We start from the raw sequence: 20,989 nt of genomic DNA, 5'->3' as shown, positions 1-20,989 counted from the left end.
TTATCCTATTGCCCAGGCAACCAAATTCATCGTCGCTTTGGAGCCTCCATGTCGGCACGAATCTTCAAGCCAGCGAAAACCGCGATGCAGTCGGGCGAGGCCCGGACGAAGGAATGGATCCTGGAGTTCGAACCTGCCAGTCCGCGCGATATCGATCCGCTGATGGGCTGGGTCAGCTCCCGAGATACCCAATCCCAGGTGCGCCTCGAGTTCGATACGAAGGAAGAAGCAATAGAATACGCGACGCGCGCGGGGATTGCCTACACACTGAGCGAGCCGAAACCTCGCAAGCCGATCAAGAAGTCATACGCCGATAATTTCAAATTCGGCCGCACCACAAACTGGACGCACTAGGATCGTCCGGAGGAAGAGAAGCCAACCCCGAGATTGAGGCCGGGAGACCCATCTCGGGGTTATCACGAGCTTTGCCTTCCGCTCTTCCAGGTCAGCGTCGGGCTCAACTCGATTGCGTGGCGACGACCCGGACCGAGCCGCGCGATCAATTATTTACGTAAAAAGTATAGATTAGCGGAGATGCACGCTCAAGTGCTGTTTTGACGCGCTTGTGGCATCCTGGAGGCCCCGTTTTTCCGCCCCGGAAACTTATCCCCGCCTCAAAACCCGGTGGTACAATCCCTCAAGATTGTAAGACAGCAGCGGGTCACGGGTTTGGATACTGACGAGTTTCGCAAGACGGCAACGCGGGCGCTGGGCTCTCTCTGGCGCGTCACCGTCATTGCACTGTGGACAATTCGCGAGCTTCTCAGAACAGCTTGGTCGATTGTCCGCGGCCCGCTCATTGCGGCGCTGAACGTCACCGCCGCACTGATCATTCTGTTCGAAGAATGGGGCTGGCGCCCGCTTTCCAATCTTCTCGGCCGCCTAGCCGCGTTCGCGCCCGTCGCTGCGATCGAGCGCTTGCTCGCGCGCTTGCCTCCCTATGCGGCGCTGGTGGCGCTGGTGCTCCCAACCTCGTTGCTCTTGCCCTTGAAGTTCCTGGCAATCTGGCTGCTCGCAAATGAGCATTTTCTCTCCGCGACGTTGCTATTCGTCGGGGCGAAAATTGCCTCAACCGCTCTGATTGCCCGGATCTTCCTTCTGGTGAAGCCATCCCTGATGCAGATCGGATGGTTCGCGGCCGCCTACGAGTGGTTCATTCCGTGGAAGGATGCACTCTACGCCCAGATCCGCGCATCCTGGGCTTGGCGTTACGGCCGGATCGTGAAAGCGCGGGCAATGTCTGAAGTGCGGGCTGCATGGGCGCGTGTCCGTCCGCGCGTCGCGGCGCTGTGGCAGCGCTACACGGGACGCGAGCTTCCTTTCTCTGGCAGTCCGCGAACCGACGCAGATATCGTAGGCAAGTGATTCGAATGGGACCCGGAAATCTGCGCGCGGACCGGATAATCGGGAGTTTTTCCCGCATGTGGCACCGCTTCTTGTGAAATCAGGCTGATGCCGCAGCTACGGTTTGCAATTGCGCAACACAGGAGTGCCTGCGAACGTAAACGCACCTCAAATGGGCATTCCAATGTTGACTACTTGCGTCAAGTATCCTCTGTTCACTGCCGTTGGGCCGGGAGGAGGTTCAATGCCGGCGTGATCAGCTGATCGCACCGGTGGAATTGGGGGACTTAATGAGACCGCTATTCGTCACCGGCTTTGCACCGGTTCTGGCGCTTGCTTCGCTCGCCGCGACCACGGCTGTTCGCGCCGAAGACAAGCCCGACACCGGAGTTCCGGAATTCTCGATCGCGCAGGACATGCCGTACGATGCCGCTCGGGCCTCAATGGCCGCGTCGGGGATAAAGTACGGCTTGAACTACACCGGCGAATACTACGACGTGACATCAGGCGGCCTCTCGCGCGGCTCGACCTACAACGGCCTCATCGAGGTTTACACCGACATCGACCTCGAGAAGTTGCTCGGCTGGAAAGGCGCAGCCATTCATGCCAACGCCTTCTACGTTCACGGCAAGGGGCCGACGGCGAAAACCGGCAGCACCTTCGCTGTGAGCAACCTCGAAGGCTATGAAACTTTCCGCCTGGATGAGCTTTGGCTTGAGCAGTCGCTGCTGGGCGACAAGCTGAAGGTGAAGGTCGGCTCGATTGCGGCCGATACGATGTTCTTTATCAGCGATACCGCAGCCGTTTTCTTGAACGGCACGTTCGGTTGGCCCGGTATCCTGGCCTCGAATACGATCGCGGGCGGTCCTGGCTATCCCCTGACTTCGATGGGCGCCGTCGTAACCTACACGCCCAATGAGCAGTTGACGCTCATGGGCGCTGTATTCAACGGCAGTCCGGCCGATCCTTACGCCGCAAATCCGCAACGAGCCAACAACCACGGCACCGACTTCCGCTTCGGCGATGGCGAACTCATGCTGCTTGAAGGTGCCTACAAATACGAATTCGGTGGTCTCGGCGGCACGGTGAAGGTCGGCGGCTGGAAGCAGTTCAACGCGCCAGATGGGATCTATACGGACTTCAGGAGCGGGGCTCCGGTCAATAGCGACTACGGCATCTACGGCATCATCGACCAGACGATCTGGAAGAGCGGCGATGACAAGAACGTCACCGTATTCGGCCGCATCTCCGGCAGCCCTAGTGACCGCAGCAAAATGGACTTCTATTTCGACACCGGCATCCTCTTCACGGGCTTCGTGCCGGGCCGAGCTAAAGATACCTTGGGCGCCGCGTTTGGTTACGGTCAGATTTCAGACGACCTGATCCAGGCCAATGCTGATCCTTCGTCTCTGCGCACCTATGAATCCGTGCTCGAAATCAACTATCTCGCTCACATCCGAAACGGCATATCGCTTGCCCCAGACTTCCAATATTTCTGGAATCCCGGCGCCGTTGCCGATGTCGGCCATGCCGCCGTGTGGGGCGCGCGCCTGAAGGTCAGTTACTGAGTTCTCGTCGTAATCTGAATTCACCATCTGACTTGCGCCTCCTAGCTCGCGAGCGCTAGGAGGCGTTGTCATGAGTGCCACGCAACGAGATCTTACCCCCATCTTGATCGCGGGACCTACGGCGAGCGGCAAGTCTGCTATCGCCATGGCCATCGCGGTGGCGACCGACGGCACGATCATCAATGCTGACAGCATGCAGGTCTATCGCGAGCTGCGCGTGCTGACGGCACGGCCGACTTCCGAGGATGAAGCCCGCGTTCCGCATGCGCTCTATGGTTTCGTTCCGGCATCGGAAGCCTATTCAGCGGGCCGCTTTGTTCGCGATGCCGCCGCAGCGATCGCGAAATCGCTCAGCGAAGGCCGGCGTCCGATCATCGTCGGCGGCACCGGCCTCTACTTCAAGGCGCTCCTGGAAGGCTTGTCGCCGATCCCTGAGGTTCGGGCCGACATCAGGGAGCACTGGCGCGCCGAAGCCGAGCGACGCGGCGCATCGGCACTGCACGAAGATCTTGCCAGGCTGGACCCCATCATGGCCACGCGGCTGCAGCCATCCGACGCCCAGCGGATCGTGCGAGCTCTCGAGGTCTTGAAATCGACGGGGCGGTCCCTCGCCGAGTGGCAAATGATGCGCGGGAAGCCCGTGCTTGAGGAAGCCAAGACGAAACGGCTTGTGATCGGGCTCGACCGCGCCGAGCTGCACGCGCGGGCTGACCGCCGCTTCGAGAGTATGATCAAAAGCGGTGCAATCGAGGAAGTTCGCGCGCTGGTCGATATGCAACTTGATTCCGGCCTTCCGGCGATGCGCGCAATTGGCGTGACCCCGATTTCAGCCGTCCTAGCCGGCGAATCGACCCTTGAGCAGGCAGTCTCTAGCGGGCAGGCGGAAACGCGCCAATACATCAAACGGCAGGAAACTTGGCTTAGAAGACATATGATTTCGTGGAAATGCATAAATACGCAATATTTGGAAAGTAATATGCGCGATATTTTCGCATTTATTCGTGGTTAGCGTTGACCATCGGCCTCCTCGCCCCTAGGTTGCCCAGCACTTTCGTTATGTTGGCGGGTGAGGCCCGCGAAGGAGTCGCTAGATGGCACGCACGATGACCGGCGCTGAGATCGTATTGACGGCACTTGCCGATCAGGGCGTCGAGGCTGTCTTCGGGTATCCCGGCGGGGCTGTTCTTCCGATCTATGACGAGATTTTCCAGCAGGAGAAGATCCGTCACATCCTTGTCCGGCAGGAAGGCGGCGCGCTGCATGCCGCTGAAGGCTACGCGCGTTCAACGGGGAAGGTGGGCGTCTGTCTCGTCACCTCGGGTCCCGGCGCGACCAATGCCGTGACGGGCCTTGCCGACGCGCTGATGGATTCCATTCCGCTCGTCTGCATCACGGGGCAGGTGCCGACACATCTCATCGGCAACGATGCCTTCCAGGAATGCGATACGGTCGGCATCACGCGCCCTTGCACCAAGCACAACGTGCTCGTGAAGAACGTCAACGATCTTGCGCGCATTCTGCACGAGGCGTTTCACATTGCACGCACGGGCCGCCCAGGCCCCGTCGTTGTCGACATTCCGAAAGACGTGCAGTTCGCAACGGGCAATTACGTCGGACCCTCGAACATTCAGCACAAGACTTACCGTCCCAAGCTGAAGCCGGACCAGCCAGCCGTGCGCGACGCCGTCGACCTGATTGCGAGCGCGAAGCGTCCGGTGTTCTACACCGGTGGCGGTATCATCAACTCGGGGCCCAAGGCCAGTCAACTTCTGCGAGAGTTCGTCCGGCTGACGGGATATCCCATCACGTCAACGCTGATGGGGCTTGGCGCATATCCGGCATCCGACAAGCAGTGGCTCGGCATGCTCGGCATGCACGGCACCTACGAGGCCAACCTTGCGATGCACGATTGCGATGTGATGATCAACATCGGTGCCCGCTTCGACGATCGCATCACGGGCCGCGTCGACGCGTTCTCGCCGAATTCGAAGAAGATCCATGTCGATATCGATCCATCGTCGATCAACAAGAACATCATGGTCGATATCCCGATCGTGGGCGACTGCGCGTACGCGCTGGAAGACATGCTGCGTATTTGGAAAGCCAAGGCGCCCGTTCTCGACAAGGCGGCGCATAAGGCTTGGTGGAAGCAGATCGAGGGATGGCGTGCGAAGAAATCGCTGTCCTACAAAAATTCCAAAGACATCATCATGCCTCAGTACGCTTGCCAGCGGCTGTATGAGCTGACGAAGAACCGCGATACCTACATCACGACCGAGGTCGGTCAGCACCAGATGTGGGCCGCCCAGTTTCTCCATTTCGATGAGCCGAACCATTGGATGACATCCGGTGGTTTGGGCACGATGGGATATGGATTGCCGGCCGCGATCGGCGTACAACTTGCGCATCCGAAGTCGCTCGTCATCGACGTGGCGGGGGATGCGTCCATTCTTATGAACATTCAGGAGTGTTCGACCGCAGTCCAGTATCGCCTTCCGGTGAAGGTCTTCATCCTGAACAACGAGTACATGGGCATGGTGCGGCAGTGGCAGCAGCTTCTACACGGAAACCGTCTTTCCGAGAGTTACACGGAAGCGCTTCCGGACTTTGTGAAGCTTGCTGATGCGTATGGGTGGACGGGTATGCGTTGCGAGCATCCGGCGGATCTCGACGACGCCATACAGGAAATGATCAACACCAAGGGCCCGGTGATCTTCGATTGCAGAGTGGCGAAACTCGCAAACTGCTTCCCGATGATCCCTTCGGGCAAGGCCCACAACGAGATGCTGCTCGGCGAAAATATCTCTGACGAAGAGGTCGAGCACGCGATCAGCGACGAAGGAAAGGTGCTGGTGTGAGAACACACGGGGGACCAGGTTCCGGCATGACACGGGTGATCGTCGCGCTCTTCGCGGTGATGCTCACGTGGATGCCGCACGCATCGGCCGCCAAGGAGACCTGGGACCACGTCGCCAATATTAAGGACGCTGCCAAGCGTCTGGGCGATCTACATCGCCGCGAAGGCTCGGCGGGCGTCCTCAAGTTTCTCGATGCGTGCTACCGCACCCAGATGCTCGCCAGTGAATTCAATCAGGGCCTCGAGTCGTGTCTGGCGCAGGACTACATGCACAGTCAGGTGCTCGCTCAGATCTATGCGCGGATTCCTCAGGCCGATCGTGTGCGCATGGGTACGCCAGCACCCGAGGACATCGCCCGCAGCATGGGCGCGCGTTTCGTTGCTGCCTTCTCTCAGTACAAGATTTCGGTGAAACAGGCCGAAGCATTCAAGAAGATGGTCGACCAGAACGGCATGCCGATCTTCTTGAAATCTGCTTTCCCGCCTAAAAAGCCCGGCGAGCCGGACGACAACGCGGAAGCCGAGGGCGGCGGCAAGTAGCGATGCTGAAGCTCGTTATCGGCAATAAGCTTTATTCGTCGTGGTCGCTTCGGCCGTGGCTTGTATTGTCCGCGTTCTCTATTCCGTTTGAAGAGATAGTTATCCCGCTGCGGCGGCCGGAAACTGCCTCGCAGTTGATGGAGTATTCGCCCTCGGGCAAGGTGCCCGTCCTTATCGACGGTGACGTCACGGTTTGGGAAAGCCTCGCCATCATCGAATACCTGGCCGAGAAGTTCCCCGATTTGCCGATCTGGCCGCGCGACGGTAAGGCGAGGGCACACGCCCGCGCGATCGCGAGCGAAATGCATGCGGGCTTTCAGGCGCTGAGGCAGGGCTGTGCCATGCATTTGGGTGCTCGCTTCGCGACGCCTCCCATCACAGACGCACTGCGCGCAAACGTCGATCGCGTTGAAGACATTTGGTCGGAAGCCCGCAACCGCTATGGCAATGGCGACGGGCCCTTCCTTTACGGCGCGTTCTCCGCGGCCGATGCAATGTACGCTCCGGTCGTTACGCGTTTCGAAACCTATCAGATGCCCGTTCGCGAAGCGACACGATCCTATATGGATGCAGTCCTCATGCATCCCGCGCTGGGCGAATGGCGAAAGGCCGCTCTTGTCGAGCCGTGGAGCATTCCTGAATACTCCGCCGGCCATACTCTCATTGAAAACTACGTTTGACTAAGAAGAGACCGACGATGTCCGAACCTCTGAAGCAATCCCACTATCCGAGCCCGTCCCGTTCGCAGGATGTCGTGTCGCGGACGCTATCCGTCATCGTCGACAACGAGCCGGGCGTGCTGGCGCGCGTCATCGGCCTCTTCGCAGGGCGGGGATACAACATTGAATCGCTGACGGTGACAGAGGTCGAGCACGAGAAACACCTGTCCCGCATAACAATCGTCACCAACGGAACGCCGGTCGTCATCCAGCAGATCAAGACGCAGTTGGAGCGGCTCGTTCCCGTGCATCGCGTGCGCGACTTGACGGAAGAGGGGGGCGGCATCGAACGTGAACTTGCGCTGGTGAAGGTTGCCGGCAAGGGTGAGAAGCGCATCGAAGCCTTGCGGCTGGCCGAAATCTTCCGTTCCAAGGTCGTGGACACATCGACCGAGCATTTCGTTTTCGAGGTCACCGGCAAATCTTCGAAGATCGAAACTTTCATCCAGCTGATGTCGGAGCTTGGACTGGTAGAAGTCTCACGGACCGGCATCGCAGCCATTGGGCGCGGCGCCGTGGCCTGAGCGCTTCTACCGCGCTTCCGCCGACATGAAGACCTCAACGAGGGCCGGCAGCATGCCTGCTGCCGATAAGACATGTCTCACGATCTTCTTATATCGCTGATCGCATTTGCGCTCGTCACAGCGATGACGCCCGGTCCCAACAACACGATGCTGTTGGCATCGGGTGTGAATTTCGGCTTTGTCCGTACGCAACCTCACATTCTCGGCGTCGTGATTGGCTTCACCATCATGATGCTCGCCGTAGCGTTTGGGGTCGGGCGCATATTCAGTGTATTTCCGCCCCTCTATTCGCTACTGCGCACGATCAGCATCGCCTACCTGCTCTGGCTCGCCTGGAGGATCGGCACGTCGGGAGCAACTGACCCTGTTCCAGGCGACGAAGCGCGACCGATGACCTTCACTGAAGCCGCGCTCTTTCAGTGGATCAATCCGAAAGGCTGGATGGTTTGCCTCAGCGTGGCGGCGAACTACGTCACCCCGGACAATCTCTGGGCGGACGTTGCCGTTCTATCAGCCGTTTTCCTTATCGTATCGCTTCTCTCGGCGACGAGCTGGGCGCTGTTCGGAACTTCGCTGCGCCCGTTCCTCAAAGACGAGAGGTCGATGCGGATCTTCAACATCGCGATGGCGATTGCGCTGGTCGCATCCCTTTCGCCCATCTTGCGGGAGATGTTTTGAGTGCGGCTTTGATCAGCCCTTTGTGCCCTGCGCGTTCTCGCGCGCGATGGCTTCCGCGGAATCCGAAACGCTATAGTCCTTGTCGCCAAGCGCATACTTGGTCTTGTCGAGCCCTTTGAAGCCCGGGGAGGCGTCCGATACCCCGTAGAGCGGCTGGGCGCTGGGCTTATCGCCGAACGTAATGAGAAAAGCGGCAACGGTCGGATGATACTTACTGTCGATCCCGTTCGCGCAGCGGTCTTTGCCCTCGGCGGCAGTGCAGGCATCGAGCGACGCGTAGGCAGGTGCCAGCCTTTGATGCAGTGCGACGGCGTGATCAATGAGTTGGCCGCATTCCTCAATCGAGAGTTTGCCGAACTGCGCGCAGTCGTCCGATGAGATGAAGATTCCGCGTTCCACCGGTGGGCCGGAGCTGGCCGGTGAGCTTCGTCCGCACCCGCCAAGTGCTGCAAGCGCAAGCAGAAAACCTGTCAGACCGAGCATTTTCACGGCCATCTCCCGCGGTTCGAATCACGCTGAGAGAAGTCTCCGACCCGCGAGTTAGGGTTCGGTTAATGGTTGCTCCTGAGACGCTAAAATCCCGCCGACGGTCCCCATGGATTAGGGCAGTCGGTAGCACCCGCGGCCCGTTGAATCCTCATCCCGATATCTATAGGTTCCGCCCAGATTTCAGGGCCCCGGAACCAATCTCTTCTGGATCCCCTAGCTTTCAACCCAGCCCGTCCGTCGATTTCGACCGGGGAACCCGAGAGGCCGCCCATGCGCGTCTATTACGATCGTGATGCCGACATCAACCTGATCAAATCGAAGAAAGTTGCCATTGTCGGCTATGGCAGCCAGGGCCACGCGCATGCGCTGAACCTCAAGGATTCTGGCGTCAAGGATATCGTGATTGCCCTTCGCAAAGGCTCGCCATCGGCAGCGAAAGCCGAACAGGCCGGTCTCAAAGTGATGGAAGTTGCCGACGCCGCGAAGTGGGCCGACGTCATCATGATGCTGACGCCGGACGAGTTGCAGGCCGACATCTACAAGGACCACCTCGCGCCCAATATGAAAAAGGGCGCCGCGCTCCTGTTTGCGCATGGCCTCAACGTTCACTTCAACCTGATTGAGCCGCGCGACGACCTCGACGTCGGCATGGTCGCGCCGAAAGGTCCCGGCCATACGGTGCGCGGCGAGTACCAGAAGGGCGGCGGCGTGCCGTGCCTCATCGCGGTCCATCAGGACAAGAGCGGGAACGCACACGACCTCTTCCTGTCGTACGCGTCTGCAATCGGCGGCGGCCGCTCAGGCGTGATCGAAACGACATTCCGCGAAGAATGCGAGACGGACCTCTTTGGCGAGCAGGCGGTCCTCTGCGGCGGCCTCGTCGAGATGATCCGCGCCGGCTTCGAGACGCTCGTTGAAGCTGGCTATGCCCCGGAGATGGCCTACTTCGAATGTTTGCACGAAGTGAAGCTCATCGTTGACCTCATCTACGAGGGCGGCATCGCCAACATGAACTACTCGATCTCGAATACGGCCGAGTACGGCGAGTACAAGACCGGTCCGCGCATCATCACGCCCGAAACCAAGGCGGAGATGAAGCGCGTGCTGACCGACATTCAAACAGGTCGATTCGTTCGCGATTGGATGCTCGAGTGCAAGGCTGGCCAGCCGAACTTCAAGGCGACTCGCCGCCTCAACGACGCGCACCAAATCGAAGAAGTTGGCGCCAAGCTCCGCGCGATGATGCCCTGGATCTCCAAGAACAAGCTCGTCGACAAGGGAAAGAACTGATCCGCAGAGATCTACGTCTTTAGAACAAGAACGCGGCGGCCCAAGCGGCAGCCGCGTTTTTTATGGGAGCGGCCATCGCTACCGCGTCGCGACTCGAGATCACTGCCTCATGGCGCTTCTTCGAGACAACGACGAATCGATGGGTGCGAGATTCTTGGGGCAAAGAGAAGGGAACCGCCCCGCACTGCCGCGCTCTTGGGGAGGGTTTACGTGCGGCAGCGCGGGTGGTCCACGTCATTTCCAACCCTCGTCCTTTCGGGACGCGGGCCGGGACTAACGCGGGCGGCAGAGGAGCGGGGACCTCTGCCGCCCGTTTCCGAATATTGCCGCTGACGCGGCATCTTCGGATTTGAAGGGGCTCCAACGTAGCGCGACCGCTACGTGAGCCCGATGGAGTTTCCATCGGGCGGCAGATGATCCCATCAGTGCACCTCTGATCCATTGATCCTGGTGCAACACCAGGGAGCTAAACCGGATCGTGAGGTGCTGGGAGATCTTGACTGTCGCCCCCCAGCGACGCTGTCGTTAACGGTATATGGCTGTCGAATCTTGGCCACGTCATGACGAAACTTGGCTCAACAAAAGGCTGAAGTGAAATTCTGAGAATTGAGCTTTGCCGAAATTCGCCGCGAATATCGGCGCGTTGAGCATTTGAATTTGCATCAAGGTGTCGCTTCCCCGTTCTAATCACACCGAGACTTATTTGTGGCTCGCGGAGGCCTTCAACGCACTCCGCTCAATCGCGAAGGCATCAATGAAAGACATGTCCGAGAGCGGCTTTCCTCACGCAAATGGCGTCAAAGTCATCGCGGATTGCACGCTGAAAGTCGTCGAAGGGAGTTGGGCTTTCGCGGAGAAAAATGCAGCTGCCATCGAAGCCAATTGGGAGCAGGCGAAACTCACCAATCCGAATTACTTCAACGGCATTGTCTATCTCATGCAAAACGCGACCTACGACGGTAGCGTAATCGATGCGACGCTCGTTCGAAGCGATTTCAAAAGTTATATCTATTGGCGAAAGCACGGATTTCCCGAAGCTGGCGTGATCGACGGTTTCGGCTCAGCGCTTATCCGGTCCTCCGACGGACTGTTCATGCTGATCATGCAGCGAGCCGGGAACGTCAATCACGGTTTTGCTTACCTGCCGTCAGGCTTCATCGATCAAAACGACGTTCTGCCGGACGGGACCGTCGATATCGGCCAAAGCGTTGAGCGCGAACTCGAGGAAGAGATCGGCGAAGTGGCGAGCACCCTTCGCCGCGATGAGGGCTACATCGTCGTTCGCGAAGGCATCCATCTCTCTTTTGCGGTTCCGTTCCATCTCCCGATTACCTCAGACGAGTTCATCGCGATGGTCGCACGCCACAACGAGATCACGCCCGATCCCGAGATCGACTCCGTCGTACCCGTCCGCCGAATGGAAGATCTCGACGACCTGAAGATTCTGCCATTCGCCCGCGCGTTGCTTGAGGCCGTTCTGGTCGCGCGCTAACAACCTGCAGGTCCGAAAAAATGCTTGGCGCAAGCGGGCCGTTGCCTCATGGTGCCGCCGCTCGCGCGAACTCTCGGCAGCGCGGCCGCCAGCGGGGAGACTGACGCGCAATGGCTCTGACCTATCACGTATTGGACGTTTTTACGGAGCGCGCCTTCGGCGGCAATCCGGTAGCGGTGGTTCTCGGCGCGGATCGTCTGAGTGCTTCCGACATGCAGACGATCGCTCGAGAGTTCAACCTCTCGGAAACGGTCTTCGTTCTGCCATCCACGAGCCCTGGTCACACGGCGCGCATCCGTATTTTTACGCCGAGCCGTGAGCTGCCTTTTGCCGGCCATCCAACCGTCGGTGCGGCCGTGCTGCTGGCGGAGCTGCGCGCACCGCTTGGCAACGGTCACGGCGATGCGATCATTGCACTTGAGGAGGAAGTGGGCAGCATTCGCGTCGGCGTCCGAACGCGAAGCGGCGGCGCGTCGTTTGGCGAGTTCGATGCTCCTAAGGTGACGAACCCGATCGAGTCGTTGCCCGAACCCGAGCAGATTGCAGCTTCCGTCGGGCTGATCCCTGCCGAGCTGGGATTCGAAAATCACAGGGCGACGATGATCCGGGGCGTACCCTCATTCGCCTTCTTGCCCGTCAGCAATCTTGAAGCGATGGCGAAAGCAAGGGTCGCTCCGCAGCATTGGGCGCGGGCCTTCGCTGACCGAGGTATCATGGGCGCGTATCTTTACACGCGACAGTGCGTTCGCGGGCAGTCGGCATTCCACGCGCGTATGTTTGCGCCCGACCTCGGGGTTCCGGAAGATCCCGCGACGGGTTCGGCGGCTGCGAGCTTCGCCTATGTCGTACAGGAGTTCGATGCCCTTCCCGATGGCGTGCACAAGCGTGCGATCGAGCAGGGCTACGAGATGGGACGTCCGAGCGCGATTGCCCTTACGATGTCGGTCACGCGTGGCAAGCTCGACGGCGTGCGGATCGGCGGCTATGCCGTCCGCGTTGCCGAGGGCGTACTAAAGTTTTAAACCCCGCATCGCTTCCTCAGCGACCCGGCCGCAGCATCCGCACGAGAGTGTTGTCCTTGAACACATAGTGATGGATGAGCGCGGCGGCGGCGTGCAAGCCGATCACGTAATACAGCGCATTGCCGATGAACTCGTGGATCTCTTCAAGCTCATGCGACAGCGCTTTGTCTTCGGGCAGGATCGGCGGCAGGGAGAGCCCATAGAACGGCACCGAATGGCCGCCGGCGCTGACCATTGCCCAACCGAGCAAAGGCATTCCGACCATCGCCGCGTAAAGCACCAAGTGGACGAGATGCGAAAGCCCCGTCTGCCAAGCGGGCGGCGTAGGGACGATCGCCGGCGGACGATTTTGAGCGCGTATCGCGATTCGCGCGACGACCAGCAGCAGCACGGTTATCCCGAGCATCATATGGAGTGAACCCAGGAAGGCGCGTGTGTCGCTCCCTTTAGGATAGTAGTCCTTGAGTTCGATGGCCGTGAAAACGGCCGCGATCAGCAGGGCCATGATCCAATGCAACGTGATGGCGCTGGGAGTATAGGACGTCGCGCTCGAGGATGGAGTTGTGGAGACGGTCACCTTTGTTTGCTCCATGAAATTCGCAACTTGATCAACGCCCCGAGGGCTGGGGCCGAATTGAGGCTGATCAATGTTGCAAAGGTCTCAAATCCGAATGGTTTGCATTAAGGAACGAGAAAGCATCCGATATCCTTCGCGAAACGCGGCATTGTTTGGCTAGCGAGCGCGACGTCTTCCGACCGGAGCGCGACAGCGGGACGGCTTGATTTCCGGGGCGAAGATCGGGTATTGACCGCTTATCGCGCTTATTGACAGCCGATTTTGGGATAAAACGCCGTTATGGCCTGTGCGACGGACATTGCCGCTTCTTTTGCGCCTCAGTCGAGCGTGCGCGAGCCGGCTGTCGCCCCCGAGCTTCTGCTATCGCTTCTCCTTAGCGGCCCCTGGGCCGCATGACGCCCGGCCGTCCGCCGGGTTTGTGCCCAGGGGATAGGATGGCCGGAATTAGAGCTTGAGAGCGACGAGGGCGGACCGCAGAGGACGCCTCGGCAAAGGATGAGAAGCAGATGACATCTCAAACACAAGACGCGCCGGCAAACCCGAAGCGCGACAGCGACAAGATTATCATTTTTGATACAACTCTGCGCGACGGCGAGCAGTGCCCCGGCGCGACGATGACCTTTGAGGAGAAGCTTCAGGTCGCCGAACTGCTTGACACGATGGGCGTCGACGTCATCGAGGCAGGCTTCCCGATCGCCTCCGAAGGCGACTTCGAGGCCGTGACCGAGATCGCCAAACTGGCCAAGCAGTCTGTGATCTGCGGTCTTGCCCGCGCCAACTTCACGGATATCGACCGCGCCGGTGAGGCAATCAAGCCGGCGAAGCGCGGTCGCATCCACACGTTCATCGGCACTTCTCCCCTGCACCGTCAGCATCAACTGCAGCTGACGCAGGATCAGGTTTACGAGCGGGTGGTGAGTTCCGTGACCCGGGCGCGCGGCTACACCGACGACGTTGAGTGGAGCGCGATGGACGCCACGCGTACCGAGCACGACTACCTCTGCCGCGTGATCGAAGCGGCCATCAAGGCGGGCGCTACGACCATCAACATCCCCGATACCGTGGGTTACGCCACGCCCGAAGAATACTTCGACCTCATCACGATGCTGAAGACACGCGTGCCCGGCATGGACAAGGTCGTCATCTCGACTCATTGTCACGATGACCTCGGTCTGGCCGTCGCCAATTCGCTGGCTGGCGTTCGGGCGGGTGCGCGACAGATCGAATGCACGATCAATGGCCTCGGCGAACGCGCGGGCAATGCCGCACTCGAAGAAGTCGTCATGGCAATCCGGACGCGCCACGATCTGTTGCCGTATCGCACTGACATCACGACCGAGATGCTATCGCGAGCTTCGAAGCTGGTCTCCGCGGTGACGAACTTCCCGGTTCAGTACAATAAGGCGATCGTCGGCCGCAACGCGTTCGCTCACGAGAGCGGCATTCATCAGGACGGCGTACTCAAGAATACCGAAACCTATGAAATCATGACGCCCGAATCCGTAGGCGTCAGCAAGTCATCGCTTGTCATGGGCAAGCACTCGGGACGTGCGGCCTTCAAATCCAAGTTGAAGGAACTGGGCTACAGCTTGGGCGACAATGCCATGGAAGATGCCTTCAATCGCTTCAAGGCCCTCGCCGACCGCAAAAAGCACATTTACGACGAGGATATCGAGGCTCTCGTCGACGACGGTGTCGCGCATATGAACGACAGCGTGAAGGTAACCGCTTTGACCGTCATTGCTGGGACGATGGGACCGCAGACTGCCACTCTGACGCTCGATATCGATGGGCAGTCAAAAACCGTGCAAAGCGTCGGCAACGGTCCGGTCGATGCCACCTTCAATGCCATCAAGCAATTGTTGCCGCACAACGCGCGCCTGGAACTCTATCAGGTCCACGCCGTGACAGAGGGGACGGACGCGCAAGCCGAGGTTTCGGTGCGTCTTGAGGAGGATGGCCGGGCTGTAACGGGCCGTGCCGCTGATCCGGACACTCTGGTGGCCTCCGCTCGGGCATACGTTTCCGCCCTCAACAAACTCGTCGTCAAACGGCAAAAGACGGCGCAGGCTCAGCAAGCCTTTTAGACGCCAAGCTGGAGCCGCACTTTCGTCGGGGCAGCATGCCACAATCTCTGCATGCTACCCGACGACCCATTGCCTGTGTATGAACATGCCCGTGGCCGGTTCCGAGACCGGATGCTCGCTTCGCCCGATGAGCGCAGCGACCTTGAGAAACATTGTGCGTCCCCTAACCTGGACGTCGAAGAGTGGGCCGGAATTCACAGTATGTTTGGGTTCAAAGTCAAAAGTGTCCTCTCCGACGACATCGCCATCGACTTGGGAACAGCCAACACTCTTGTCTATGTCGCGGGCCGCGGCGTGATCCTCAATGAACCCTCCGTCGTCGCCATCCGCTCGAAGGGCGGTGTTCGGGAAGTCCTGGCGGTCGGTGAGAAGGCGAAGCAGATGCTTGGGCGCACGCCTGAAAGCATCGAGACGATCCGGCCGCTGCGTGACGGCGTCATAGCCGACTTCGTCGCCACCGAAGAAATGCTGCGCCAATTCATCAGCCGCACGAAGTCCGTCGTCGATTTCGTGCGCCCCCGAATTCTGATTTGCGTTCCAGCGGGCGCTACGCCCGTCGAGCGTCGCGCCGTCTACGAGACGGCTATGATGGCCGGCGCCAGGAAGGTCTACCTTGTCGAGGAGCCCGTTGCCGCCGCCATCGGCGCCGGCTTGCCGATTGATGAGCCGAAGGGCTCGATGGTCGTCGATATCGGCGGGGGCACGACCGACATCGCCGTCCTATCGCTCGGCGGCGTCGTTCAGGCAAGCTCGATCCGCTGCGGCGGCAATGCGATGGACGAAGCTATCATTCGCTATGTCCGCCGTCGCCACCAGCTGCTGATCGGAGAAGCCAACGCCGAGCGCATCAAGATCGAAGCGGGTTCGGCATCGCGAGAAGCGAACGGGGAAGCGGCCGAGATCTTCATCCGCGGGCGTGAAATCCGGGAAGGCAAACCTAAGACGGCCGTACTTGTTCCGCATGACATCGCCGAGGCGCTCGAAGTACCTATCGAAAAGATCGCGGAGTTTATCCAACACACGATCGAAGATCTGCCTCCCGAGATTTCAAGCGACATTTGCGAGCGCGGCATCCATCTTTCGGGCGGGGGCTCGAAGCTGGCCAAGCTTGATCAGGAGCTCGAAAGGCGTATCGGCATAAAAATTCATTTACCTGAACAGCCGGAACGGTGTGTCATCGCCGGATCGGCCGCCATACTCGACACTCTCAAAGAGCGCGAGCACCTCTTGATCCGGCCGTAAGGCACCTGAGCAATTTCCATTTTTGAGCAGCAGGCAACTGCAATGACTCGCCTCAAGGATGCTCAATTCATTTTTGCGCGCGGTCGAGCACCGACGCGGGGACGGCGGCTGCGCCCGTTGATCCTTCTCCTGCTCTTCATCTCGTCCGCGCTAATGTTGCTAAGCCGGATGGACCACAGCATGCTCAGCGACCTTCGTTGGCAGGTCGCATCATCAATGTCGCCCCTATTTCAATCGGCCATGGTGCCGCTCGATCCACTGCGCGATGTTGGGAGAACGCTCGGAACGCAGGCAGGACTTCAGGATGAGGTCGATCGGCTGAAGCAGGAAAACCAGCGGCTCGCCAGTTGGGAATGGCGGGCGCGGCAGCTGGAATCCAAGCTCGCTGATTTGGAAGCGATCGCCCGAACCGTGCCGGCACAGAAACTCGATTTCATCACCGGTCGCGTCATCGCAGATTCGAGCGGCGGCGCTTTCGTGCGCAACGTCACCATAGATGCCGGCAGCAACAACAAACTCAAAGTTGGGTATCCGGTAGTGAATGCCGACGGTCTGCTGGGTCGCATTGTCGATATTGGACCGACCTCCGCTCGCGTGCTGCTTGCGACCGACATAAATAGTCGAATCCCCGTGGTCGTCGGACCAACCGCTGCCCGCGCCATCCTTGCAGGCGACAATACGAGTGAGCCGCGCCTCATCTATCTTCCCGACGGAGCGAAGGTTTCACAAGGAGACGACGTCGCGACCTCAGGCACCGGCGGGCTCTTTCCTGCCGGGCTTCGAATTGGCGTTGTCCACGGCGGCAAGGACACTGAGCCCCGCGTTCGCATACGAGCCAACTTGGATCACCTCGACTACGTCAGCGTGCTTTTCTACGACGATCCATCATCGAATCTGACCGATGAGCCGGCAAACCAGAAATCAACCGCAGACGCTGCCCACAGTGATGCCGGAACCAATTCCGGCACGTCTCTCCATTCGGGGAGCGGCCAATGACGTGGCGCGTGACCGTGCTGCCCGCGCTATCCGTCCTGGCTCTGACGTTTGCTGCAATCCTTCCGTGGGGCCTTCCGTCGGATTACCGCTTCGTCCTCCCGCTTCTGCCGGTCGTGGCAATTTACTATTGGACTCGCGATGACGCCGCTTGGCTGCCCGAATGGGTGCTTTTTCTTTGCGGTCTTCTGCTCGATGTTCTCACCCAGGGTCCACTCGGGTACTGGGCGCTCGTTTATCTCGTGGCCTATATCGCGGCTGTCTACGCCTCGCGCTCTGCTATCGAAAGCCCGCGCGGAAAGGTTGCGCTCTTTACGACTGCGATCATCTCAGTGACGTTTTTCGCTTGGCTTGCCGCATCGGCGTACTTCCTCGAGCTTCTCGATTGGAAGCCGTACGCGCGCGGCGCTTTTTTCGCGCTCATTCTTGCCGCACTCGTGCAACTCGCTCTCGTAATCGCCAAGCCATCCAAGTCCGCCACGTCGCTGCATCTGACCCGAGGCGACTGATGGCGGATAACGAAAACGACGACCCGACGCACGAAGATCCGTTCACGCGCCGCGCCGTGCTGCTCGGTAGTTTTCAGGCTGCTGCCTTCGGGTTGCTCGGATGGCGGCTTTTCGACCTTCAGGTGCTTGGCGCTCCCCGCTATGCGCCTCTCGCCGATCAAAATCGCATCGATTTTCAGGCGCTCGCTCCGAAACGAGGGCGAATCCTCGATGCGTACGGCCGCTTGCTCGCCGATAATGACGAGCTGTTCCGCGTCACCATCACGCCTGCTTTGACGAGGAACGTATCCGATACGCTCCATCGCGTTAGCGAGATCGTGCCACTCGCGAACGACGATATCGCGCAGATTGTTTTGCGTGCCCGCAAGCAGGGGAAATATGCTGCAACGACGATCGCCTCTGCATTGACGTTCGAGCAGGTGGCAAAGCTCAATCTTCTCGCTCCGAGTCTGCCGGGTATAAAGACCGAATTTTCTTGGCGGCGCCGATATCATGATGGCGCTGCGCTCAGCCATGTGGTCGGCGTCGTCGGCAGCGTTAATCGTTTCGCCATCGACGATGACGCGGTGATGCGCCTTCCAGACATGCGCGTTGGCAAGAATGGCGCCGAGTTGGCTTTCGACTCAGAGCTGCGAGGAATCGGCGGAACGCAGAAATTGGAGGTCGACGCTCGCGGCCGCATCGTACGCAATCTGGAAACAATCGATCCGACTCCGGGACGCGACATTCGTATCACCATCGATGCGGAACTTCAGCGTCGTGCAGTGGAGCGCATGCAGGCAGACATCTGTGCCGCTGCTGTGGTACTCGATGTCGCAACAGGACATGTCCAGGTGCTGGCCTCCGTTCCCGGCTATGACGCGCGCGACATTGCCGGAGGCATCTCCGACAGCGAATGGGGAAAGCTATCAAGCTCCGAATCCAAACCCTTGCTCAATCGTGCCGTTGCGGGTTGCTACCCTCCGGGAGCGACATTCCTTTCCGTAACTGCGCTTGGCGCGCTCGAAGCGGGCGTCGTGTCCCCCGAAGAGCATATCGTGTGCAACGGCAAATACGAATATGGCGGCCAGCAGTTTCGCTGCTCGAAGCCGGAAGGCCATGGAAGCGTCGACGTACACGATGCGATCAGGTCGTCTTGCGACGTGTTTTTTTATGAGATCTCCTCACGCTTGGGAATTTCACCCATCGCGGCTGCGGCGCGAGCTTTAGGGTTGGGCGTTGCGAGCGGCATCGGTCTGGCGGAGGAAAAGCCTGGCACCGTTCCAGACCCCGATTGGAAGCGAGGCAATCTCGATAGCGGATGGCATGGCGGCGAAACGCTGCTCACCGCAACCGGCCGCGGATATCTCGTGGCGACCCCGTTACAGCTGGCTGTCATGATGGCGAGAATTGCCAGCGGTTGCCTGGTCGCGCCGAGCCTTTCCATTTCAGATGAAGCCAAAAGAGGAGAGGCCGATACCAACTTCGTGCCTCTGTCCTTCAAGTTCGCTAACTGCGATCTGGTTCGCAAAGCGCTGACAGCAGCTGCAAACGATTCACTCGGCGTCGGCGGAGAGGCCAAACTTGGCGACGGAAAGCCGCTCGTGGCGGGCACTGTTTCGAGTGAAACTGGCGCGCGTCAGAGCGCGGAGGGAACAAACGAAGTGCAGCGCAGAACGACTCTCTTTGTCGGCTACGAACCCGCCGATAAGCCGCGCTATGCGATCGCAACCGTTACCGAGCGCAGCGCCGATGGGAATGCTGCGGCAAGACTCGGTCGCGACGTTATAAACTTCGTGCTGGAGCGTGATGCTGCCGACGTCAAATCTCGGGCAGGCAACGATCTGCCCGGTGTCTCCCGGGCTGCCGGCAGGGAGGGCTGATGCGCAGCGTTTATTCCGAGTGGATCGCGCGGCGGCCGATGCGGCTGGCGGAGAAGCTTTGGCGTGTTCCCTGGCCGGTACTGGCCACGACTTGCATTCTCGCGGGCATCGGTGCCGTGACCCTTTATTCCGTTTCCGGCGGCTCTTTCATCCCTTGGGGAGAGCGCCACACGCTGCGGTTCCTGGTCCTGCTCGTCGTCGTTGTCATCATGGCGACGATTCCGCTCGAGAAATGGATCGCGCTTGCATACCCCGCCTACGCTGTAGCGCTTTTGATGCTGGCGCTTGTTCCCTTCATCGGCGTCGACGCTTTGGGCGCCAAACGATGGATTGGCGTAGGAGCGATATCCTTCCAGCCGTCCGAACTCATGAAGCTTGCTTTGGTCGCAGCGCTCGCCCGCTACTATCTTCGACTGCCGCCGGGCGAGGTCCGCAAGGCCGCTAATGTGCTTGTTCCGCTGGGAATGATAGCCGTACCGGTGCTGCTGACGTTGCAACAGCCAGACCTTGGATCTGCTGCGTTGTTCGTTGCGCTCGGACTTTCGCTTATGTTTCTTGCCGGCGTGCCCGTTCGCTATTTTGCGCTCGGCGCCATTGCAGTGACAGCAGCTCTGCCCGCGATCTGGTCGGGCATGCACGATTATCAAAGGCGCCGCATAGATGTCTTTCTAAATCCCGGCATGGACCCGCTCGGCGCCGGCTATCACATCACGCAGTCAAAGATCGCGCTCGGTGCCGGCGGCGTCGCCGGCAAAGGCTTTATGCTTGGCACGCAAAGCCAACTCGATTTTGTGCCGGAGAAGCACACGGACTTCATAGCCAGTGTGGTCGGCGAGGAGTGGGGATTTATTGGAATGGTGCTGCTGCTCGCCATCTACACGCTGCTTATATTGTTGATGATGGTGATGGCTCAACGGTGCGAGAACCGGTTCGCCCGCCTCGTCATCGCTGGCTCAGCGATGACGTTTTTCATCTACGTCTTCATCAATCTGGCGATGGTGACCGGCTTGGTTCCGGTTGTCGGAATCCCATTACCGTTGCTGTCCTATGGTGGAACCTCGATGACGACCCTCATGCTCGGCCTCGGCATCGCCATGTCGGCCTACGTCCACGGTCGCAACAGCTAACATTGCTGCAAAAGGCTAGCGTTTCGCAGTCGGAAATAACTCAGTTTCCTCAATTGTCTGGCGACCGGA

The 20,989-nt window shown here is 59.6% G+C and carries 20 protein-coding genes; 18 read left to right on the top strand and 2 right to left on the bottom strand.

Annotated features, from left to right (window positions below; translation table 11 throughout):
• The first annotated feature begins 48 nt into the window (after nucleotides 1-48).
• The 9 genes from EKK30_RS07700 (at nucleotide 49) to EKK30_RS07660 (ending at nucleotide 8,230) form a co-directional block, all read left to right on the top strand.
• Nucleotides 49-354, top strand: coding sequence for an ETC complex I subunit (locus EKK30_RS07700; RefSeq protein WP_290982770.1), 306 nt, complete (start codon nucleotides 49-51; stop codon nucleotides 352-354).
• A gap of 315 nt (nucleotides 355-669) precedes the next feature.
• The gene (locus EKK30_RS07695; protein WP_290982767.1) at nucleotides 670-1,365 is read left to right on the top strand and encodes a hypothetical protein; all 696 of its coding nucleotides are present in this window, start codon (nucleotides 670-672) and stop codon (nucleotides 1,363-1,365) included.
• Between the two features lie 269 nt (nucleotides 1,366-1,634).
• A complete protein-coding gene (locus EKK30_RS07690) occupies nucleotides 1,635-2,912 on the top strand; it encodes a carbohydrate porin (protein ID WP_290982765.1) in 1,278 nt (425 codons plus the stop codon).
• 70 nt (nucleotides 2,913-2,982) lie between these two features.
• Nucleotides 2,983-3,921, top strand: a complete 939-nt coding sequence (miaA, locus tag EKK30_RS07685) for a tRNA (adenosine(37)-N6)-dimethylallyltransferase MiaA (RefSeq protein ID WP_290982762.1) — start codon at nucleotides 2,983-2,985, stop codon at nucleotides 3,919-3,921.
• Nucleotides 3,922-4,003: 82 nt separating this feature from the next.
• On the top strand, nucleotides 4,004-5,770 hold the full coding sequence (locus EKK30_RS07680; protein ID WP_290982759.1) for an acetolactate synthase 3 large subunit: 1,767 nt from the start codon (nucleotides 4,004-4,006) through the stop codon (nucleotides 5,768-5,770).
• A gap of 26 nt (nucleotides 5,771-5,796) precedes the next feature.
• A complete protein-coding gene (locus tag EKK30_RS07675) occupies nucleotides 5,797-6,309 on the top strand; it encodes a hypothetical protein (RefSeq protein WP_290982756.1) in 513 nt (170 codons plus the stop codon).
• A gap of 2 nt (nucleotides 6,310-6,311) precedes the next feature.
• Nucleotides 6,312-6,989, top strand: a complete 678-nt coding sequence (locus tag EKK30_RS07670) for a glutathione S-transferase family protein (protein ID WP_290982753.1) — start codon at nucleotides 6,312-6,314, stop codon at nucleotides 6,987-6,989.
• Between the two features lie 17 nt (nucleotides 6,990-7,006).
• Entirely contained in the window at nucleotides 7,007-7,552 is a 546-nt protein-coding gene (ilvN, locus tag EKK30_RS07665; protein WP_290982750.1) for an acetolactate synthase small subunit, read from the top strand.
• Between the two features lie 72 nt (nucleotides 7,553-7,624).
• The gene (locus tag EKK30_RS07660) at nucleotides 7,625-8,230 is read left to right on the top strand and encodes a LysE family translocator (RefSeq protein ID WP_290982747.1); all 606 of its coding nucleotides are present in this window, start codon (nucleotides 7,625-7,627) and stop codon (nucleotides 8,228-8,230) included.
• Nucleotides 8,231-8,242: 12 nt separating this feature from the next.
• Here EKK30_RS07660 and EKK30_RS07655 read toward each other — a convergent pair whose 3' ends face one another.
• Nucleotides 8,243-8,713, bottom strand: a complete 471-nt coding sequence (locus tag EKK30_RS07655; RefSeq protein ID WP_290983329.1) for a DUF1190 domain-containing protein — start codon at nucleotides 8,711-8,713, stop codon at nucleotides 8,243-8,245.
• A 276-nt stretch (nucleotides 8,714-8,989) separates the two neighbouring features.
• On the opposite strand from EKK30_RS07655, the gene ilvC reads away from it, so the two are divergent.
• From ilvC to EKK30_RS07640, 3 genes are all read left to right on the top strand, one after another.
• Complete coding sequence (gene ilvC / locus EKK30_RS07650) at nucleotides 8,990-10,009, top strand: ketol-acid reductoisomerase (protein WP_290982744.1); 1,020 nt, start codon at nucleotides 8,990-8,992, stop codon at nucleotides 10,007-10,009.
• A gap of 754 nt (nucleotides 10,010-10,763) precedes the next feature.
• Nucleotides 10,764-11,501, top strand: coding sequence for an NUDIX domain-containing protein (locus EKK30_RS07645; protein ID WP_290982741.1), 738 nt, complete (start codon nucleotides 10,764-10,766; stop codon nucleotides 11,499-11,501).
• Between the two features lie 110 nt (nucleotides 11,502-11,611).
• Entirely contained in the window at nucleotides 11,612-12,523 is a 912-nt protein-coding gene (locus EKK30_RS07640) for a PhzF family phenazine biosynthesis protein (RefSeq protein WP_290982738.1), read from the top strand.
• Nucleotides 12,524-12,539: 16 nt separating this feature from the next.
• Here the strand turns inward: EKK30_RS07640 and EKK30_RS07635 are convergent, their stop codons facing one another.
• Nucleotides 12,540-13,100, bottom strand: a complete 561-nt coding sequence (locus tag EKK30_RS07635) for a cytochrome b (protein WP_290982735.1) — start codon at nucleotides 13,098-13,100, stop codon at nucleotides 12,540-12,542.
• Nucleotides 13,101-13,606: 506 nt separating this feature from the next.
• Here EKK30_RS07635 and EKK30_RS07630 point away from each other — a divergent pair.
• The 6 genes from EKK30_RS07630 to rodA all read left to right on the top strand — a co-directional run bounded on the left by EKK30_RS07630 (nucleotide 13,607) and on the right by rodA (nucleotide 20,920).
• On the top strand, nucleotides 13,607-15,187 hold the full coding sequence (locus EKK30_RS07630; protein ID WP_290982733.1) for a 2-isopropylmalate synthase: 1,581 nt from the start codon (nucleotides 13,607-13,609) through the stop codon (nucleotides 15,185-15,187).
• A 201-nt stretch (nucleotides 15,188-15,388) separates the two neighbouring features.
• The gene (locus tag EKK30_RS07625) at nucleotides 15,389-16,429 is read left to right on the top strand and encodes a rod shape-determining protein (protein ID WP_290982730.1); all 1,041 of its coding nucleotides are present in this window, start codon (nucleotides 15,389-15,391) and stop codon (nucleotides 16,427-16,429) included.
• A gap of 42 nt (nucleotides 16,430-16,471) precedes the next feature.
• Complete coding sequence (gene mreC / locus EKK30_RS07620) at nucleotides 16,472-17,425, top strand: rod shape-determining protein MreC (RefSeq protein ID WP_290982728.1); 954 nt, start codon at nucleotides 16,472-16,474, stop codon at nucleotides 17,423-17,425.
• Nucleotides 17,422-17,931, top strand: a complete 510-nt coding sequence (gene mreD / locus EKK30_RS07615) for a rod shape-determining protein MreD (protein ID WP_290982725.1) — start codon at nucleotides 17,422-17,424, stop codon at nucleotides 17,929-17,931. Before mreC ends, mreD begins: the two co-directional genes overlap by 4 nt.
• Nucleotides 17,931-19,793 (top strand): penicillin-binding protein 2, encoded by a 1,863-nt coding sequence (gene mrdA, locus EKK30_RS07610; protein WP_290982721.1) that lies wholly within the window; start codon nucleotides 17,931-17,933, stop codon nucleotides 19,791-19,793. Before mreD ends, mrdA begins: the two co-directional genes overlap by 1 nt.
• Nucleotides 19,793-20,920 (top strand): rod shape-determining protein RodA, encoded by a 1,128-nt coding sequence (gene rodA, locus EKK30_RS07605; RefSeq protein ID WP_290982718.1) that lies wholly within the window; start codon nucleotides 19,793-19,795, stop codon nucleotides 20,918-20,920. Before mrdA ends, rodA begins: the two co-directional genes overlap by 1 nt.
• Nucleotides 20,921-20,989: the final 69 nt, after the last annotated feature.

It is taken from the genome of Hyphomicrobium sp., from assembly GCF_003987855.1.
Taxonomy (GTDB): domain Bacteria; phylum Pseudomonadota; class Alphaproteobacteria; order Rhizobiales; family Hyphomicrobiaceae; genus Hyphomicrobium_B.
The sequence above is the reverse complement of the archived record's forward strand: the minus strand, read 5'-3'. Positions and strand labels throughout refer to the sequence as shown.

Coding starts and splice junctions, on each gene's coding strand:
- ilvN (WP_290982750.1), top strand. CDS start 7,007: ATGTCCGAACCTCTGAAGCAATCCCACTATCCGAGCCCGTCCCGTTCG.
- EKK30_RS07645 (WP_290982741.1), top strand. CDS start 10,764: ATGAAAGACATGTCCGAGAGCGGCTTTCCTCACGCAAATGGCGTCAAA.
- EKK30_RS07625 (WP_290982730.1), top strand. CDS start 15,389: ATGTTTGGGTTCAAAGTCAAAAGTGTCCTCTCCGACGACATCGCCATC.
- EKK30_RS07660 (WP_290982747.1), top strand. CDS start 7,625: ATGTCTCACGATCTTCTTATATCGCTGATCGCATTTGCGCTCGTCACA.
- EKK30_RS07700 (WP_290982770.1), top strand. CDS start 49: ATGTCGGCACGAATCTTCAAGCCAGCGAAAACCGCGATGCAGTCGGGC.
- EKK30_RS07630 (WP_290982733.1), top strand. CDS start 13,607: ATGACATCTCAAACACAAGACGCGCCGGCAAACCCGAAGCGCGACAGC.
- EKK30_RS07675 (WP_290982756.1), top strand. CDS start 5,797: ATGACACGGGTGATCGTCGCGCTCTTCGCGGTGATGCTCACGTGGATG.
- miaA (WP_290982762.1), top strand. CDS start 2,983: ATGAGTGCCACGCAACGAGATCTTACCCCCATCTTGATCGCGGGACCT.
- rodA (WP_290982718.1), top strand. CDS start 19,793: ATGCGCAGCGTTTATTCCGAGTGGATCGCGCGGCGGCCGATGCGGCTG.
- EKK30_RS07640 (WP_290982738.1), top strand. CDS start 11,612: ATGGCTCTGACCTATCACGTATTGGACGTTTTTACGGAGCGCGCCTTC.
- mrdA (WP_290982721.1), top strand. CDS start 17,931: ATGGCGGATAACGAAAACGACGACCCGACGCACGAAGATCCGTTCACG.
- mreC (WP_290982728.1), top strand. CDS start 16,472: ATGACTCGCCTCAAGGATGCTCAATTCATTTTTGCGCGCGGTCGAGCA.
- EKK30_RS07655 (WP_290983329.1), bottom strand. CDS start 8,713: ATGCTCGGTCTGACAGGTTTTCTGCTTGCGCTTGCAGCACTTGGCGGG.
- EKK30_RS07670 (WP_290982753.1), top strand. CDS start 6,312: ATGCTGAAGCTCGTTATCGGCAATAAGCTTTATTCGTCGTGGTCGCTT.
- mreD (WP_290982725.1), top strand. CDS start 17,422: ATGACGTGGCGCGTGACCGTGCTGCCCGCGCTATCCGTCCTGGCTCTG.
- EKK30_RS07690 (WP_290982765.1), top strand. CDS start 1,635: ATGAGACCGCTATTCGTCACCGGCTTTGCACCGGTTCTGGCGCTTGCT.
- ilvC (WP_290982744.1), top strand. CDS start 8,990: ATGCGCGTCTATTACGATCGTGATGCCGACATCAACCTGATCAAATCG.
- EKK30_RS07680 (WP_290982759.1), top strand. CDS start 4,004: ATGGCACGCACGATGACCGGCGCTGAGATCGTATTGACGGCACTTGCC.